The organism is Kribbella sp. CCNWLW201 (assembly GCF_037203805.1).
Lineage (GTDB): Bacteria > Actinomycetota > Actinomycetes > Propionibacteriales > Kribbellaceae > Kribbella.
Genome location: NZ_JBBCBQ010000006.1, coordinates 386682 through 403872, shown reverse-complemented (window position 1 = coordinate 403872; position 17191 = coordinate 386682). Strand labels below are relative to the sequence as shown.

Annotated in this window: 15 protein-coding genes; 8 read left to right on the top strand and 7 right to left on the bottom strand. The window is 67.3% G+C overall.

Translation table 11 applies throughout. From position 1 onward, the window contains the following. Nucleotides 1–178 precede the first annotated feature (178 nt). From V9K99_RS26030 to V9K99_RS26005, 6 genes are all read left to right on the top strand, one after another. On the top strand, nucleotides 179–1303 hold the full coding sequence (locus V9K99_RS26030; RefSeq protein WP_337004787.1) for a LacI family DNA-binding transcriptional regulator: 1125 nt from the start codon (nucleotides 179–181) through the stop codon (nucleotides 1301–1303). Nucleotides 1304–1434: 131 nt separating this feature from the next. Next, entirely contained in the window at nucleotides 1435–4992 is a 3558-nt protein-coding gene (locus V9K99_RS26025) for an endo-1,4-beta-xylanase (RefSeq protein WP_337004785.1), read from the top strand. A gap of 5 nt (nucleotides 4993–4997) precedes the next feature. After that, nucleotides 4998–6467: an ABC transporter substrate-binding protein gene (locus V9K99_RS26020; protein WP_337004784.1), complete on the top strand. Its 1470-nt coding sequence runs from the start codon at nucleotides 4998–5000 to the stop codon at nucleotides 6465–6467. Nucleotides 6468–6472: 5 nt separating this feature from the next. Beyond that, on the top strand, nucleotides 6473–7456 hold the full coding sequence (locus V9K99_RS26015) for a carbohydrate ABC transporter permease (protein WP_337004782.1): 984 nt from the start codon (nucleotides 6473–6475) through the stop codon (nucleotides 7454–7456). Continuing rightward, nucleotides 7453–8283, top strand: coding sequence for a carbohydrate ABC transporter permease (locus V9K99_RS26010; RefSeq protein WP_337004780.1), 831 nt, complete (start codon nucleotides 7453–7455; stop codon nucleotides 8281–8283). The genes V9K99_RS26015 and V9K99_RS26010 overlap by 4 nt, the downstream gene beginning before the upstream one ends. Nucleotides 8284–8293: 10 nt before the next feature. Beyond that, entirely contained in the window at nucleotides 8294–9583 is a 1290-nt protein-coding gene (locus tag V9K99_RS26005) for a Gfo/Idh/MocA family oxidoreductase (protein WP_337004778.1), read from the top strand. Here the strand turns inward: V9K99_RS26005 and V9K99_RS26000 are convergent. Continuing rightward, nucleotides 9580–10872 (bottom strand): hypothetical protein, encoded by a 1293-nt coding sequence (locus V9K99_RS26000; protein WP_337004776.1) that lies wholly within the window; start codon nucleotides 10870–10872, stop codon nucleotides 9580–9582. The genes V9K99_RS26005 and V9K99_RS26000 overlap by 4 nt on opposite strands. A 132-nt stretch (nucleotides 10873–11004) precedes the next feature. Between V9K99_RS26000 and V9K99_RS25995 the strand changes: the two genes are divergently transcribed. Then, nucleotides 11005–11790 carry a carbonic anhydrase gene (locus V9K99_RS25995; RefSeq protein WP_337004774.1) on the top strand — a complete coding sequence of 262 codons (786 nt, stop codon included), beginning with the start codon at nucleotides 11005–11007 and terminating at the stop codon, nucleotides 11788–11790. Here V9K99_RS25995 and V9K99_RS25990 read toward each other — a convergent pair. Continuing rightward, nucleotides 11784–11993 (bottom strand): hypothetical protein, encoded by a 210-nt coding sequence (locus V9K99_RS25990; RefSeq protein ID WP_337004772.1) that lies wholly within the window; start codon nucleotides 11991–11993, stop codon nucleotides 11784–11786. The two genes, V9K99_RS25995 and V9K99_RS25990, sit on opposite strands and share 7 nt — an antisense overlap. Nucleotides 11994–12079: 86 nt before the next feature. Between V9K99_RS25990 and V9K99_RS25985 the strand changes: the two genes are divergently transcribed. Further along, complete coding sequence (locus V9K99_RS25985; RefSeq protein ID WP_337004770.1) at nucleotides 12080–12718, top strand: HEAT repeat domain-containing protein; 639 nt, start codon at nucleotides 12080–12082, stop codon at nucleotides 12716–12718. A gap of 8 nt (nucleotides 12719–12726) precedes the next feature. Here V9K99_RS25985 and V9K99_RS25980 read toward each other — a convergent pair whose 3' ends face one another. The 5 genes from V9K99_RS25980 to V9K99_RS25960 are packed head-to-tail and all read right to left on the bottom strand — an operon-like array spanning nucleotide 12727 to nucleotide 17191. Continuing rightward, a complete protein-coding gene (locus V9K99_RS25980; RefSeq protein ID WP_337004768.1) occupies nucleotides 12727–13224 on the bottom strand; it encodes a beta-class carbonic anhydrase in 498 nt (165 codons plus the stop codon). After that, nucleotides 13221–14162: a sucrase ferredoxin gene (locus tag V9K99_RS25975; RefSeq protein ID WP_337004766.1), complete on the bottom strand. Its 942-nt coding sequence runs from the start codon at nucleotides 14160–14162 to the stop codon at nucleotides 13221–13223. The genes V9K99_RS25980 and V9K99_RS25975 overlap by 4 nt, the downstream gene beginning before the upstream one ends. A gap of 46 nt (nucleotides 14163–14208) precedes the next feature. Beyond that, nucleotides 14209–15876: an MFS transporter gene (locus V9K99_RS25970; RefSeq protein ID WP_337004764.1), complete on the bottom strand. Its 1668-nt coding sequence runs from the start codon at nucleotides 15874–15876 to the stop codon at nucleotides 14209–14211. Further along, nucleotides 15873–16484 carry a hypothetical protein gene (locus tag V9K99_RS25965; protein ID WP_337004762.1) on the bottom strand — a complete coding sequence of 204 codons (612 nt, stop codon included), beginning with the start codon at nucleotides 16482–16484 and terminating at the stop codon, nucleotides 15873–15875. Before V9K99_RS25965 ends, V9K99_RS25970 begins: the two co-directional genes overlap by 4 nt. Next, nucleotides 16481–17191: an LppX_LprAFG lipoprotein gene (locus V9K99_RS25960; RefSeq protein ID WP_337004760.1), complete on the bottom strand. Its 711-nt coding sequence runs from the start codon at nucleotides 17189–17191 to the stop codon at nucleotides 16481–16483. The genes V9K99_RS25965 and V9K99_RS25960 overlap by 4 nt, the downstream gene beginning before the upstream one ends.

Below are 17191 nucleotides of genomic sequence, written 5' to 3'. Positions count from 1 at the left end.
GCCTGCGTAGGACCGGTCCAACACGGTGGCTCGATGGTGGCACGGCGACGGCGAAGCACGCAATGCCTCGCTGTGAAACCGTTTGCGGGCAGACTGTTGACCTCGATCGCGACCGCTGTTACGTTCCGGTGCTGAGCCGTTGGACCAGTCCAACGGACCCGATCAAGGGAGGGGCCGGATGGCGAAGCTGACGATTCGCGACATCGCCGCGCTGTCCGGCCTGTCCAAGTCCACCGTCTCGCTGGTGCTGAACAACAGCCCGAAGGTGGACCCGGCGACCCGGCGGCACGTGCTCGCGGTGATGCGCCGGCACCGGTACGTGCCGAGTTTCGCGGCGACCGCGCTGGCCAAGGGGAGCACCCGGCTGATCGGGATGGTCGTGCCCGGCCTGTCCTGGCACATGGTTGCCTCGATCAACATCGGGGTGGCCGCGGTGACCGAGCGGAGCGGGTTCGACATCATCCTCTACACCGCGACCAACGACCGCGACTACGGTTCGCTGATCGATCGCGTGCTGACCTCCAGTATGGCGTCCGGCCTGCTCGTGGTGACCGACAAGCAGCCGCTCGAGCCGCTCGTGCAGCTGCACCAGGAGGGCATGCCGGTCGTCTTGGTGAACACGATCGGCACCGAGGTCGACCTGCCGTCGGTGACGGCGGACAACTACGAAGGCGCACTGACCGCGATGGACCACCTGCTGCAGCTGGGTCATCGGCGGATCGCCTGTGTACAAGGCTGGATGGAGTACGCCTGCTGCCAGGACCGCTACCGCGGCTACCTGGACGCGCTGCGCAAGGCTGACATCCAGCCCGACCCCGAGCTGACCAAACCGGGTGACTTCGTGCCCGAGCAGATCCGGGCCCGGTCGCGGGAGTTGTTCTCGCTGCCGGCCGACCAGCGGCCGACCGCGGTCTTCGCGCACTCCGACGTCACGGCGTACGGCGTGATGACGGCAGCCGCGGAGACCGGGTTGCGCGTGCCCGAGGACGTGTCCGTGATCGGCTTCGACGACATCGAGTCGGCGGCCCAGATCCGGCCGCCGCTGACCACCATCCAGCAGCCGTTCGTGGAGATGGGCAAGCGGGCCGCCACCCTGCTGCTCGACGCCATCGGCGGCCCTGAGAACAACGCTGAGCACAACGCTGAGAGCGAAGCGACCGAAGGTGAGCAGGACGGCGAGCAGATCCCGGCCGATCCGCCCCGCCTCATCATGCCGACCAGCCTGATCGTCCGGTCGAGTTGCGGGCCGGTGCCCGTGACCCGGCCGTCCCACAGCACGTCTGAGCAGATCACCAAGGCCTGATCCAGGTCCCGCCCGACCCCACTGACTCCTGGCGTCCCACGGCGCCGCCCACCACACAGAAGTCCCAGCACAGACCCCGGTCCCCGGCCGGCGGGTCATGCCCTGCTGCGCGCCTTCTGGAAGGAATCCGGATGATGAGGCCCTTCCCCAGACGACTTTCCATCGGTGCGATCCTGGCCGTCGTCGCCGCGGTGGCGATCCAGCCGATCGCCCAGGCCGACGCGACCCCGTTCGAAGTCCTGCCGAGCGCCCCGCTCGCGAACTTCACCCAGTTCAAGAACCTGCCGACCGACTCGACCCAGCTGGTGCCCGTCAGCGGGAACCCCAACTTCACCCAGGCCCTCGAGGTCACCGTGCCGAACGGCCCGCAGAGTCCAGGGCTCGACGGCGAGTACGAGATCACGCTCGGCGTGCCGGCCGCCCAGACCGTGACCGCCGGCGACGCGCTCGTGACGACCGTCTGGATGCGTGCGATCGAGCCGACGTCCGGCAGAACGACGGGCAACGCGCACGTGGTGTTCGAGACGGACGGATCGCCGTACAAGAAGTCGATGAACGCGGCGCTGCTCTACGGGTCGGAGTGGCAGAAGTACGAGTTCCCGTTCCGCGCCGCCGTCACCTATCAAGCGGGTACGACTACCGCCGCGCATCTGAACCTCTGGCTCGGGTACGGCGCGCAGAAGTTCCAGATCGCCGGGGTCTCGGTGACCGACTACGGACCCGGTACGCCGGCGGGCTACCCACAGGTGACGTACGAAGGCCGGGAGGCGAATGCGGCCTGGCGTACGGCGGCCAACGCGCGAATCGACCAGTATCGCAAGGGAAACCTGGCCGTCTCGGTCGTCGATCCGGCCGGGAACCCGGTCAGCGGTGCGACGGTGTCCGCCGTCCAGCAGACCAGTGCGTTCAAGTTCGGGGCGGCGTCCGACGGGTCGCGACTGATCGGCGACCCGTCGAGCGGGATCAGTCCGAGTGACTTGGCGCAGTACCAGAGCAAGGCCTCGACGCTGTTCAATCAAGGGACCTTGGGCAACAACCTGAAGAACCAGGTCGAGCGGGACACGATCACGATGCCCGCCCTGCAGTGGATGCGGGAACGTGGTCTGCGGGTCCGCGGCCACACCCTGATCTGGCCGTCCTGGGGTTACATGCCGCCGGACCTTGTCACCTTGCAGAACGATCCGGCCGCCCTCCGGGCGCGGGTGAACACGCACATCACCGACGAAGCGACCGCGCTCAAAGGAATTGTCGACGAGTGGGACGTGGTGAACGAGCCGTACTCGGAGCACAGCCTGCAGGACATCCTCGGGCCGGACGAGATCGCCTCGTGGTTCCGGCTGGCTGACCAGGCCGACCCGACCGTGCCGCTGGCGCTGAACGACTACGGGCTGCTGGAGAACAACGGCTGGGAGAAGCGGCACCGTGATCACGTCTACGGCATCGTCCAGTCGCTGAAGGCTTCGGGTGCGCCGATCGATCTGATCGGGTTCGAGAGCCACTTCAACGGCCTGCAGTTGACGTCGCCCGATGACCTGATGGCGATTGTCGACCAGTTCGCCGGGCTCGGGGTGAAGGCGGCGATCACGGAGTTCGACGTCGACACCGACGACCTCCAGTTGCAGGCGGACTACACCCGCGACTTCATGACGGTGATGTTCTCGAACCCGAACGTCAACCAGATCAGCAACTTCGGCATCTGGGCCAACAACATCTACAACCCGCGCGTCGCGCTCTACAACGCGGACTGGTCGCCCAAGCCGAACGGTTTGGTGTGGGAGGACCTGATCAAGCGCCAGTGGCACACGAGCGTGTCCGGTCAGACGAGCGCAGCCGGCACTTTCGGTACGCGCGGATTCCTCGGTGACTACCTTGTGACGGTCACCGTGAACGGCATCTCCAAGCAGGTGAAGGTACCGATGCCGACGACGGCCGGTGCATCGGTGAAGGTGATCGCCGACGGCATCGCGACGACGGTCCGGACCGACCAGCCGAACCCGGTCGGCGACGGCGACTTCGAGAGCGGCACGCGCGGCTGGACCCCGCTGGGCACTGGTCCGTCGACCGCGGCGAACGCGCACAGTGGATACACCGCCCTGTCCCTCAGCCCGGGTTCTGGAGTGACCCAGAACATCACCGGACTGACACCCGGCACGAGCTACTTGCTGTCCGGTTGGGGTCGCCTGAACGCCGGTGGTACCCAGTGCTACATCGGAGTGCGTGGGGGAGCGACCGCCGGTACGCCGACCTTCCAATACGAACTCAGCTACGCCGACGAGCGCGCGTACACCCAGAAGCTGGCCGCCTTCACCCCACCGACCGGGACGAAGTGGACCCAGGTGTTCGCCTGGTCCAACCCCAATCCGACCACGGCCGAGTGCACCCTCGACGACATCGCCATCACGCCCACGGACGGCACGCCACCACCGGTCCAGGCTCCGCCGGCGACGACGCCGTACCTGCCGACGCCTTCCGTCCTGGTGAACGGAACGCTCGAGAACCAGTCCAGTACGACGGGTTGGTACTGCCTTGGGACGTGCACCCTGAAGAACGCGTCGACCACCCCGCACACCGGCAGCGGCGACCTGTCCGTCACTGGACGAGCGGCTGCCTGGGCTGGACCGGCGCAGGGAGTGTCCGTGGTCAACGGCGGCCTGTATGACTCGTCGGCCTGGGTGCGGTTGGCGTCCGGATCCGACACCGCCATGGTCAGTCTCAAGCTGACCACCTCCACCGGATCCACCACGATCAGGCTCGGCGAGGCGCCGGTGACCAGCACCGGCTGGACACGGATCTCGGCCGCCAACACCAAGGTCGCCTGGACCGGGACCCTGACCAAGGCCGAGTGGTGGATCAGTACGACGACCGGCACCGGCAGCCTGCTGATCGACGACGCGTCATTCGCGCCGATGGCAAAGACGGTCGCGGGTCGTGACCTGCTGGCCAACGGCGACGCCGAGCAGGGCACCGACAGTTGGACGTGTACGACGCCCTGCACGGTGCAGCCCGTCACGGACCAGGAGCACGGCGGCTCGGGCTCGGTGCTGGCGACTGGTCGGACGGCCGACACCGGTCCGGCCCAGACGGTGACGCTCACGAGCGGAGCGTCGTACAAGACCTCGGCTTGGGTCCGGCTCGCGACGGGCTCGAGTACGGCGCAGGTCCGGCTGAAGCTGACGATGTCGGACGGAAGTGTGAGCTACGTGCCGCTGGCCTCGGGGGCAGTGAGCGCCTCCGGCTGGACGAAGGTTGCCGGTAACAACATCCCGGTCAGCTGGTCCGGCACCCTCACGAAGGCCGAGTGGGTCGTCAGCACGCCGACCACGGACAACCTGTACGTGGACGATGCGGCACTGCAGCCGGCCGGCGTTGAGCAGACGGTGTTCAATCCGGTCCAGCCGACCGCGGCCTGCGTCGTACGCAACTCGGTCGACAACACCTACACGGCGTACTTCGGCTACTCGAACGCGAACAACTACTACATCCCGGTCCCTGTCGGTAGCGACAACTACTTCAGCCCTGGGCCGTCGGACCGCGGCCAGACCGTCTCGTTCATGCCCTTCCAGCGGCCGCGTCGCATCGCGGTCACCTGGAACGGCAGCTCGCTCACCTGGCGGCTCGGCTCCCTGACCCAGACCGCATCGTCCACGTCACCGGCGTGCGGCGCGGCCGCCAGCATTCATCGGAGGTAACCCACATGTCATCACGCATTTCCCGACGGACTCTGCTCCGCGGTGCAGCCGCCCTGGCCGGTGCGAGTACGGTCGCCGGTTGCTCGTCTTCGGGCAACGAGGGCGACGGGTCGAAGGCACAGACCACCATCACCTACTGGGACTGGTACGCCAGCCAGGCCGGCTGGGTCGACAACGAGATCAAGCTGTTCCAGCAAGCTCACCCCGGCATCGCGGTGAAGAAGACCACGCAGGTCAGCGACAAGTACGCCGATCTGGTCTCGCTCGCGTACCGCAGTGAGAACGCACCGGACATCCTGATGATCCCGAAGAGCCCGCAGCTCAGCCAGCAGGTGTCGCAGGGCTGGCTGATGCCGGTGGACAAGTGGGCGACGAAGGACTGGCAGTCCCGGTTCCCGCAGAACAGCTTCGTTGAGGGTGTCGATGTCTTCGACGGCAAGGTCTACACCGCGCCGTTCGCGGCCCCGGCGCCGTCGCTGCAGCTCTACATCCACAACGGCGTCTTCAAGGACGCCGGCCTGACGAATACCGACGGCAGTGTGAAGCTGCCGAAGACCTGGGACGACGTGAGTCGCGCGGCCGATGTGATCGCGTCGAAGAGCGGCGGCAAGGTCGCACCGTTCGGCTTCGGCAACTCGACGAACACGACCCTGGCCTGGTGGCTGGATCTGTTCGTCCGCGGCGCCGGGTCGCCGGGTGGCGCTGCCGTCGGCGGGATCGACGGGATGGACTACCGGGTCGGCCAGTGGACGTTCGGGACCGACCGCAACTACCTCGACGCGATCAACCTGCTGCTGGAGTGGAAGAACAAGAACTGGTTCTACCCGAACTCGATGAGCATCAACGACGAGCAGGCGCGGGCGTTCTTCGAGCGCGGCCGGTTCGGGATGACTGTCGGCGGGGTCTGGAACCAGCCGGAGTGGACCAAGCACAAGTTCACCGACTACAGCCTGGTCACCCTGCCGGCGCCGAGCGGTGAGCCGAAGGCGTTGTTCTACGGTCCGCCCGGCGGGAGGTTCGTCGCGGTCTCGTCGAAGTCCAAGCACGCCGACGAGGCTTGGGCCTGGTTCGACTGGCTCTACAGCCCGGAGGCCGGCAAGCGCTGGGTCGAACAGGGTCAGGGGCTGTCGGTCTACAAGGAGAACAACGACCCGAAGGGGGTCACCTTCGCTCCCTTCGCGCAGTACGTCGCCATGTCCGGAGCCGCCGTGGTCGGTCCGCAACCGACCATCCGCAACCCCAAGCTGACGAAGCTCGAGCTCCCCGCGGTGAAGCCGGACATCAACGACGTGCTGGCCGGCATCTACACCGGGCAGCTCAAGGACGTCCAAGGTGCTCTGAACGACCTGACGGGCAAGATGAACCAGGCGCTGTCCGACGCGGTGAAGAAGGTCGGCGCCGGTGTGAGCCTGAAGGATTTCGCCTTCACCGACTGGGAGCTGACCAAGCCGTACACGACCAAACCGGGCGCCTGATGGTGATGACCGCCGTACGGGACGACGTCGCCACCGCCGGGCCGCCGCGTGCGGTGCTCCGGCGGCGGGCGCGTCGCCGTACCTATCTCTGGTCGTACGTCTATCTGGCACCGATGATGGTGCTGCTGCTCGTGTTCGTGATCTACCCGATCATCGCGTCGCTCGGGTACACGTTCTACAAGTGGGACGGGATCGGCGATCCGACCGACTTCGTCGGGCTGGACAATTTCCGGCAGATCGTAGACGACAGCATCTTCTGGCGGTCGCTCGGACACACCTTCGTGTACGCCGCTTTCGTCGTACCGATCCAGCTCGTCCTGGCGCTCGCACTCGCGTTGGTGCTGAACAACAAGCGGCTGCGGTTCGCGTCGTTCTACCGGACGCTGTTCTTCCTGCCGGTGGTGACGTCGGCCGCGGTGATCGGTGTCGTGATCCAGTTGCTGGTGTCGAACTTCGGGGACTCGATCAACAACATCTTGCTGAAGCTGCACCTGATCGACCAGCACATCGACTGGCTGGGGGATCCGCACTTCGCGATGGCGATCATCATCCTGGTCGGGATCTGGCATACGTTCGGCTACAACCTGGTGTACTTCCTGGCCGGGCTGCAGACGATTCCGGAGGAGCTGTACGAAGCGGCCCGGCTGGACGGTGCCGGCCGGGTGGCGATGTTCCGGTACATCACCATCCCGATGCTGCGGGCGGTCGGCGTCGTGATCGTCGTACTGGCGGTGATCGGGACGTTCCAGATCTTCGACCTGGTCCAGGTGCTGACCAGCGGCGGGCCGTACTTCTCCACCGAGGTCGTGAACACCTACATCTACCACCTGGCCTTCGGCGGGAGTAACGCGAACGCGGTCCAGCCCGACATCGGTCTCGCCTCGGCGGCGTCGTTCATCTACGGCGTCCTGCTGATCGTCTTCTCCGTCGTCCAGGTCGTCGTACTGCGCTCTCTGGCGCGGCGCCGGGGCACTGGAGGCGGGCGATGAAGCGCGGACGTGCGGTGACGGTGATGACGCATGTCGCCTTACTCGTCAGCGGCCTGGCCTGGTTGTATCCGCTGTTCTGGGCGCTGGGCAGTTCGCTGAAGAGTGACGACGAGTTCTTCGGTCGTGGGCTGAGCCCGTTGCCGTCGCATTTCCTCTGGTCGAACTACCTCGACGCGTGGCGCGAGGCGTCGTTCGGCCAGTACTTCATGAACACTTTTCTGATCACCCTCGGGACGGTGCTGGTCACTTTAGTAGTCACCTCCACCGCGGGATACGTACTCGCCCGGACACGCTTCCCCGGCCGTGGGTTCTGTCTGGGGCTGGTGTCGGCGACGTTGTTCCTGCCGCACGGCTACACGATCATTCCGGTGTTCGACCTGATGCAGCGGCTGCACCTGCTGAACAGTCTGTGGGCGGTGATCATCGTCCAGGCATCCGGCGGGGTGGTGTTCGGCACGTTCCTGTTCATGGGCTACTTCATGGCGATCGACCGGGAACTCGAGGACGCGGCGCAGGTCGACGGCGCGAACTTCCACCAGACGTTCGCGCGGATCATGCTGCCGCTGTCCGGGCCGATGCTGGCCACGGTCGGGTTGTTCACCGCGATCACGGCGTGGAACAGCTTCTTCATCCCGCTGGTCTTCACGCTCGGCCGGCCGGAGCTGCGGACGCTCGCGATCGGGATGTACGCGTTCATCGGGGAGAACTCGACCGAGTGGACGCTGCTGTGCGCGGGGACCGTGATCACGCTCGCTCCGATCATCCTGCTGTTCCTGCTGCTGCAACGGTTCTTCGTCAACGGCCTGGCCGGTGCGGTCAAGCAATAGGGGGTCATCAATGTCTGTGCGGACCGCGATCGTCGGAACCGGCAATCGTGCCCAGTTGTTCACCGAGGGACTGGCCAAACGCGACGCGTACGACGTCGTCGCGTTGTGCGACCCGAACTCGGTCCGGATGGCGTTCCACAACCGGATGCTGCTGGCGGCTGGTCGTCGTACCGCTCATCAATGGCCGCCGGCGCGCTTCGATGAGATGTTGCGGGTCGAGCGGATCGAGTTGCTGGTGGTGACGAGCGTCGATGCGACCCATGATCGCTACATCGAGTCGGCGTTGCGCGCCGGGGTGCGGGTGATCAGTGAGAAGCCGATGACGACCGACGCGGTGAAGGCACAGAGCATCCTCGACACCGTGTCGTCGACGGGTGGATCACTGGCGGTGGCCTACAACTATCGGTTCAACCCGGTGCATCGTCGGGTGCGGTCGTTGCTGGCCGAGGGTGCGATCGGCGATGTGCACTCGGTGCATTTCGAGTGGCTGCTCGACGTGTCGCATGGGGCCGACTACTTCCGGCGGTGGCATCGCGACAAGGCGAACTCCGGCGGCTTGATGGTGCACAAGGCAAGTCATCACTTCGACCTGGTGAACTGGTGGCTCGGTGCTGAGCCGCGGCTGGTCTACGGGCAGGGGCAGTTGGCGTTCTACGGGGATGGTCAGCGGCATGGGTACGCGCGGGACTACTCCCGGGCGCACGGTTCGGACGCGGCGCTCGACGATCCGTTCGCCCTGCACCTGGTCGACAATCCGACGCTGCGCTCGCTGTATCTGGATGCCGAGGTCGAGGACGGGTACTACCGGGATCGCAACGTCTTCGCACCGGGCGTGACGATCGAGGACGACATGGCCTTGCTGGTGTCGTACGACACGGGCGCGACGATGACCTACCACTTGACCGCTTACTCGCCGGCCGAGGGCTATCGGGTGATGTTCAACGGATCACGCGGCCGGCTGGAGCTCGATGTCGAAGAGTCGACATTCACAAAGCCACATGAGCGCGTGGCGTCGGCCAGGGGAGCAGTGCATGGTGACCTTGCGGCGCCGAATGCCGGGCGGACGAGTATCACCCTGCGTCCGTTGTGGTCGCCGCCCGAGGACCACACGGTCGAGCATGATCACGCCGGTCATGGGGGAGCCGACGCGCGGGTGCTGGCCGCGCTGCTCGACTCCTCGGAGGACGACGACGTCGCGGACGCCCGGCAGGCCGCTCTGGCTTTGGTGACCGGGCTGGCTGCCAACCGCTCGTTCGAAACCGGTCAGCCGGTGCGGACTGCCGACGTACTGAAGCTTTAGCCCAGCGCTGCTCGCAAGGCGGTGTGGGCTCCGCGGACGATGGCTTCGCGGTTGGCCTCGTAGGTCGGGTCGGTGATGGCGGTCTTGTTGGCGGGGTCGAAGGACAGCACCGGGACGTGCAGGTGGCCGGCCGGCATCGACGGGTCGAGGAGGTCGCGCTGCAGGGTGTTGCGGTAGGCAACCTCGTTGGAGAGGTAGCCGCCGCCGGCACCCTCGGAGGCGATCGAGCCGGGTGTCGGACCGAGCGGTTGGCGGACTGGTTGCGTCTGCCCGGCCGGGATCTCGAGGACCGAGGTGTTGACGCGCATCCGGAACGGCGTGACGTCGGCTTGCGACATCCGGGCCAGCGGAAGGCTGGAGGTCAGCCACTCGGGTCCGGCCGGCATGCTGGGGGAGACGACCGGTGCGCTCGTGGTTCCGCCGCCCCAGAGGTTGTTGTTGTCACCGATCGAGCTGACCGAACGGCGTCGGCCGTTGAACACCTCGAGGTCGAAGATGCCCACCCGGCCCTGGCTCGCGGTCATGACCAGATCGGCCCGTTGTGGTCCGGGGCGGTAGTGCGGGACGAGTGCGTTCTCGACCATGTTCTCGTCGAAGTCGGTGTACCTGACCGGGAAGACGACGGTCTGGATCTCGTAGGTCTTGCCGTTCACCACCCAGCGCTGACCGTCGAGGGTCAAGGCGTTGGCGCCCGACGGGTTGCCGATCCGGATGTCCGCGTCGAGGGTGAACGGGTCGAATCCGGTCACCAGGATCTTCCGTACGCCGGGTGCGAACTGGGTGCCGGTGATGCCGCGGGACGCATATTCGAGTGATCGGATCAGTCCGGCGCGTTCCGCCGTACCGAGGGTGAAGTTTGGTTGCCACTGTCGGAGGGCGAGGGCCATCGAGATTCGGGCCCAGTACAGGCCGCGATCGTCGGTGGCGGGGAGTGCGTCGGGTGCCGTCTGTGGGTGCTGGGCGCGGTGGGTCGCCGTACGCCAGAGGGCTTCGCCTTGGGCGCGGACGAGGACCGCGGCGGCTCGCTGGTTCGGTGCCGAGCAGAGCAGGCGCGTGAAGAGTGCGACGTGCCGGTCGAAGCCGGAGCGGCGGAGGATCTCGGCCGGTACCGACGGTCCGCCGGCGACGCCGTTGTCCAGGCGTTGCTCCTCGACGGTGCCCTTGACGCCGGTGTCGAGACAGCCGGTGGTGGGCGCGGCGTGGACCGTGGGAGCGCCGGACAGGGCGGTGGTCAGGGCGATCGCACCGATGAGCAGGGAGCGTGAGAACGAGCTGGGGCGGAGTCTCATAACGGCTGTCTATCAGATCCCGGCGGCTCCGCCGAGACATTCGAACAGACCCCGGGTATTGCAGACAGTATGCAAGGGGTTACCTTCAGAAGGCGGCGTTCGCCCACGCCGCCTTTTTTCCAAGGAGCAGAGTTGAGCATCACATCTCGTCGCCGGTCGGTAGCCGGTGCGCCCGTCACCTCGCGGCGCCGCTTCCTGACCACCGCCTTGCACACTACTCTCGTCGCCGGAGCTGGCGGCGCCACCCTCACGGCGTGCTCGGACTCCGGTACGGCGTCCGCCCCGGCCGCCCAGTCGATCGGGACGAATCCGCCGAGTCCGCCGCCTGTTGTGGACGGCAACCAAGCGCTGCAGCGGATGCTGGACGGCAACGCCCGCTTCGTCGCCGACCGCGGTGAGAACCTCGACGAGGGCATCGCCCGGCGAGTTGCCGTGAGCAAGGGACAGCACCCGTTCGCCACCGTGATCGGCTGTGTCGACTCCCGGGTGCCGATCGAGCTCGTCTTCGACCAAGGGCTCGGCGATCTGGTCGTCGTACGGAGTGCTGGTGAAGCACTTGACCACTCAGTGATCGGCAGCCTCGAGTTCGGCGTCGCCGAGTTGAACACGCCGCTGCTGATGGTCCTCGGGCACCAGCGCTGCGGCGCCCTCGACGCCACGATCAAGGCACTCGACGCCGGCCAGCGGACCGCCGAGAACGGCGAGATCGGCTACCTCGTCGACACCCTCGCGCCCGCCGTCCGCCAGGTCGCCGGCAGACCCGGCGACCGCCTCACCAACGCCATCCACGCCAACGTCGACCTGACCCTCGCCAAACTCCGCCAGTCCAAGCTCATCGGCCCGCTGGAGAAGTCCGGCAAACTCAAACTCGTCGGCGCCTACTACGAGCTGGACACCGGCAAGGTCATCGTTCAGTAGCCTCCCTTGGGGACCTCCACCTCGATTCGCCGCAGCGACGGCAGGAGCAGGGGTAGCACCATGGCGACCGCCAGCACGGCACCGCCGGTGATCGTCACCGCGGCCGTCGACCACACAACTGTGAAGAACTCGGCGGCCGCCCCTGCTGCGAAGGCAGCGGCGGCCAGCCAGAACGTGTCCTCGGGCGCATCCGATCCGGGCACAAAGGGCGATGCTGCCAGCGTGGGCAGGATGCATCAACCGATTTCCGTTCCAGGGGTGACCTCGGGGGTGGGTAGGTTTCCGGCTCGTGACTGCGACCTATCACCGCAACAAGATGGTGCTCCGCGAATCGGTCGACCGGGGCGATTCGGACACCCGGCTGATCCTGCTCGAGCCCTACGACGGCAGTCCGCGAACCAGTGTGGAGCGCATCGCGCGGGTCAGCCCGTGGCAGGTCATCGAGAGCAACGACGGCGCAGAGGACGCGGCGTACCAGTGCTACCGGCTTTGGGGTGCCGCGGCGGGGCTGTGGGTGATGTACCTGGAGGATCTGACCACGCGGGCTTCGGCTCTCGAGGTGTTCGGTGAGGACGCGGACGATGTCGCCGAGTTGAGCCGCAGGATCCTGGCCGTGATCGGCGTCGCGCCGTACACGCGTGAGGAGCTGTTGACCGCGGTCAGCCGGCTTCGCGGCCAAGAGAAGATCAGGGCCATGCTGCGGGTGGCCCTTGCGATGGGCAAGGACTTCGACTCCGAGTACTTCGCGGCGCTCGCGGACGCTGCCCGTGACGAAGATCCGGAGATCCGCAACGCCGCCGCATGGTCGACCGTGTACCTGGAGAGCCCGGAATCCCTCGGCCTGCTCAAAGACCTCGCCGCCAACGACCCCCACGAAGCCGTCCGCAACTCAGCACGAGGGCTGCTGGCCGACTTCGGGATCGGCTAGGCGGGGCGTCAGTCGATTTGGGTGAGGCGGCCGGTGTCTACGTCGTACATGAAGCCGCCGACCAGGATGTCCTCGCCGATCAGGGGGTGGTCGCGGACGGCGGCGACGTCGCGGCGGAGGGCTTCGAGTTGGTCGGGGATGACGTGGATCGGGAGGTAGCCGGCGGGTCGGCCGGCGGCCGTCTCGACCTTGGCGCGCAGCTCGTCCTCGGACATCGCGGCCATCGCGCAGCGGGTGTGCGGGATGATCATGATCCGGCGGACGCCGAGCAGTTGGACGCCGAGCACCAGCCCGGTCATGGTCACCTCGGTGACCCGCCCGCCCGCGCTGCGCAGCACCTTCGCGTCACCCGGCTTCAGCCCGAGCATCTCCAGCGGCGGGATGCGTGAGTCCATACAGGTGACCACGCCGACCCCGGCGTGGGCGATGCCGTCGAACCCGCCGTAGGCGAAGTCCGAGGCGTAGTCGGCGTTGGCGGCCAGCAGGTCCTCGAAGCCACTGGTCATCGGACGTCACCTGGCATTGGGGTTGCGGCATGCAGGATCGACATGGCGAACGGCTCCTTTCCGCAGGACTCCGGTCGGGGTGGATCGGCGGGAGCGCTGGTGACCGGTACGGTCCAGGACCGCCCGTCGCGATGGGCGACGACGACGGCGCCCAGATCTTCGCCCACGACACTGAGGGCGTCCAGCTTCAGCTCACCGATGAGCCGGCGTACGGCGATTTCCGCGGCCTGACCGCGTTTGGTCCAGGTCGAGCGGCCGCGCAACCCGGTCAGCACGGTCTCACCACGAGCGCCGGCCTCCAGCACCGCGGTCGCGGTCTCGACGGTCAGGTGACCGTGCATCGTGCCGGCGGGCAGCAGCGTAGCGGTCGGCGCGAACCGGTGCCCGCCGAGGTGGTTCGCCTCCCAGACCCGGCCGGGTGCGACCGCACTCAGCGCCGTGACCAGCGGCCGGCCGAGAAGCGCGCAGCACTCGTCCCGCTTGCCGTTCGTGCACACCAGCAGCACGGGCTCGTCGACCACGGTCAGCGCCGGAAGCGACTCGATGACGGCATCCCGATCACCTCGACCGACGGCCTCGAGGTCGAGACGCTCGAGCTCCACCGGGTCGGCGACACCACCGCCGAGCAGCCAAGTACGGCCGGGAGAGGTCGAGGCGACGTACACCTGGTGGATCCGTTCGGCCGCGTCCGGGTGCCGTCCGGGGGAGCGGATCAGCCCGAACCGGACGTCCGCCTTCTTGCACGCCGCGTCGATCGCGCCGCCGAACTCCGGGTCGAGGTGGCTCTGCGTCGGCGCCTTGGCGCCCCACGGACCGGGCTGCTCGACGAGAACCCAGCCGCGCGCCACGACCGCCGTACCGGCGAGCGGCTCACGCAGCTCGCGGCAGAAGGTCGAGCACAGGCCTGGCCGGCCGGTTGCGTCGAGTCGTGCGGTCACGGGATCACGGTACGACAGCGGAGACCCGGGTCTCGCATGGTGACCATCATCTGTGCATAACTCGCCCGCGGCCGAGCAGGAGCACCGCGAGTATGGCGGCCAGGAACGCGCAAACGGCGGCTCCGGCGAAAATCGCGTGAACTTGTGAAACGGCCGCGTCCCGCAGTGCGTCGACGAACGGACGGCACGAACCCGGCGCTGTCGGGCACAGCTCATTGGGTGACGGGATGTCGTCGACGATGGCGAAGTACCGCCGCAGGCCGATCGCGGTGAGCGCCGACACACCGACGAGCATGCCGACCATCCGGGCGACCACGACGAGTGCACTGACCAGGCCGTGGCTGTCCGGGGGAGTGGCGCCGAGCATCGCCGTGTTGACCGGCGACAACGCCAGCCCGAACCCGAACCCGCACAGCAGCAGTACGACGCTCGCCGGCCAGTGATCGAGCGCGTCGCGACCCCAGAACGCCATCACCACGAACATCGCCCCGGCCAACGCGAGCCCGACCCCGGTGATGAGTCCCAGCCCATAACGCCGGGTCAGCCAGCCGCCAACCACCGCACCGACCGGCAGCGCGATCAGGAACCGCAGCAACACCAACGCGGCCGCCAACTGCCCGCCACCCTGAGTCGTGCGCGCGAACACCGGTACGTCGACCAGCGCCGCGATCAACGCACACCCGACAAGGAAGCTGACCACCAACGAACCCCAGGCAGGCCGTGGACCCAGCAAACCGCGCGGCACGATCGCCCGCGTCGTACGCCGCTGCCAGACCGCGAAGGCCACCGCGAACACAGCAGCCCCGACCAGCAACCAAGGCCCGGCCGGCGCCATCAACTCCCGCTCTGGGTCGGCCGTCGCAAAGGCTAGGACGACACCGGAAAGCGCGAGACCGAGCAGCAGCGCGCCGACAAGGTCGACCCGAGCGGCCAAAGACCTCACGTGGCTCCTGCGGAACAGGAGTGCGATCCAGAGCAGAAGCAGTACCGCGGTGACGACGCCGATCGGGGTCAGCAGACGCGAGTCACCGGAGAACGGGACGAATGGGATGCCAAGCGTGACGCCGGACGCCAACCGTTCCGGAGCGGTCAGAGTCAGCCCCAACGCGACACACGCCAGGAACCCAACGGCCGCGGACAGTGGCGGTGGACGGAGACCGCGCAGCAGCACCGCAAGCACGAGCGCGACGACGAGATTGAGCCAGAAGATGTATCGCCAGTCCGCCACCGCAAGCACGAGAGCGCCAAGCAACGGCCCCAGCACTGACCCGAGTTCCTGCACCGCACCGACCACACCCAGCGGCAAGCCACGCCGGTCAGCCGGCCACAAATCAGCCACCAACGCCAACGTGGCAGGCACGAGCCCACCACCGCCCACGCCCTGCAGGAACCGCCCGGTCACCACCAGGGAAAGGTCATACGCACCGGCCGTGATCAGCGACCCCACCGCGAACAGCAGCAACGCCCCGATCAGAACCGGCGTACGACCGACGACATCGGCGACCCGCCCGATCAACGGCAGTACGGCGATGTACCCGAGCAGGAACCCGGAGATGATCGGCGCCGCCCGCTGCAACTCGTCCGCGGACAACCCGACCCCGGACATCATGTCCGGCAGAGCCAGTACGACGACATACGTGTCAGCAGCCGCAAACGCCACCGCAATCGAGGCAAGCGTCAACTGTGTCCGCGGACGCAACGCCGTACTGCTCACGACAGCCCGGCAGCCTGATAGGCGGAGTGCACCATCGTCGCCCGGGCGCGTACCTGTTCGTCCGGCTCTTCGGCCTTGATCCGCTCCAGCAACGGCGCGAACTCGGGCCACTCGATATAGACCATCGAGGAGATCGCGATGTCGCGGACCTGGTACACCGGATGGTGACACGCGGCCGCGGCGAACGCGTCGAAGAACACCCGGTCGAACTCCCGCGGCGCGCCGAAGCCCGCCCGGACCAGACCGCGGGCCAGGAGCCGGGGATCGTCCTCGTCCTGGAGGACGGCCAGCAATCCGTCGACGCTCTCGATCTCGCCGGCCAGGTCGGCCTCGACGCGCGCGATGATCTCCTCGGCCTGGCCGGGATCCTTCCCGACCCCGACCAGGCAGCAATCGTTGGAGATGTGGCTCTCGAGGTAGCCGAGCACGGAGTCGCTGGTGACGCCCCAGTTGACCTCGCGGCCGCGCCCTCGGTCGAAGTCGCGATCGGCGTCGTACACCACCGGCCAGCCGTACGACTGGGCCAGGTCGTCGATCTCGTCGTCCACCGGGCAGCGCTGCAGGACTCGCCGGCGCGTTCGGTACACCTTCGGCGGGTTGTTGGTCACGGCTTGGTGATTTCGACCTGTTCGCCGTACCTGTCCAGGGTGACGTCGTAGCTGCTGGTGGCGCCGTCGTAGAACGGGCCGGTGATCGTTGCCGACACCAACTGCTTGGAGTCCTTGTCGATCTTGAAGGTGCTCGGGAAGTCCTGGTCGGCCGGGGCCTTCGGGAAGATGCCCTGCAACGACTTGCCCTGGACCGCGCCGGTGATCTCGGTCAGCACCTTGGCGCCGTCGCGGGTCTCGCCCTTGATTTTCGGGTCCTTGAGCGTCGGCAGCACCGCGGTCAGGCCTTTGGCCGGGTCGAGCAGGATCGCCGGGTCCGGTGCGCCGAGGCCGGCCAGTTGGGCCGGCGGCAGCTCGATGAAGTTCGTCGTGAACGGCAGCTTCGCGTAGACCTTGCTGCCGACCGCGACCACCTCGGCGTCGATCGGCGAGCCGGCCGTGCGCACGGTCAGCTTGCCCTTGAACGCCGGGGCGTGCGTCGCGACGCCGTCACCTGCGGACAGGGTCTGCGCGTTCTCCGGCAGGTCCCGGCCGGTCAGCACGATGTGCACGCTGGCCGCCTCGTCGATGGTCTTCTTGGCAGCCGTCAGCAGCGCGACCGGATCGTCACTCGTCTGACCGTTGCCGCCGTCGGAGTCCTTCTTGTCGTCGCTGCAGCCCGCCAGCGCCAGTACCAGCACCGCGCCGAGCGCGAGCAGTCTCTTCAT

Coding starts and splice junctions, on each gene's coding strand:
- V9K99_RS26030 (WP_337004787.1), top strand. CDS start 179: ATGGCGAAGCTGACGATTCGCGACATCGCCGCGCTGTCCGGCCTGTCC.
- V9K99_RS25980 (WP_337004768.1), bottom strand. CDS start 13,224: ATGACCAGTGGCTTCGAGGACCTGCTGGCCGCCAACGCCGACTACGCC.
- V9K99_RS25960 (WP_337004760.1), bottom strand. CDS start 17,191: ATGAAGAGACTGCTCGCGCTCGGCGCGGTGCTGGTACTGGCGCTGGCG.
- V9K99_RS26005 (WP_337004778.1), top strand. CDS start 8,294: ATGTCTGTGCGGACCGCGATCGTCGGAACCGGCAATCGTGCCCAGTTG.
- V9K99_RS26015 (WP_337004782.1), top strand. CDS start 6,473: ATGACCGCCGTACGGGACGACGTCGCCACCGCCGGGCCGCCGCGTGCG.
- V9K99_RS26010 (WP_337004780.1), top strand. CDS start 7,453: ATGAAGCGCGGACGTGCGGTGACGGTGATGACGCATGTCGCCTTACTC.
- V9K99_RS26020 (WP_337004784.1), top strand. CDS start 4,998: ATGTCATCACGCATTTCCCGACGGACTCTGCTCCGCGGTGCAGCCGCC.
- V9K99_RS26025 (WP_337004785.1), top strand. CDS start 1,435: ATGATGAGGCCCTTCCCCAGACGACTTTCCATCGGTGCGATCCTGGCC.
- V9K99_RS26000 (WP_337004776.1), bottom strand. CDS start 10,872: ATGAGACTCCGCCCCAGCTCGTTCTCACGCTCCCTGCTCATCGGTGCG.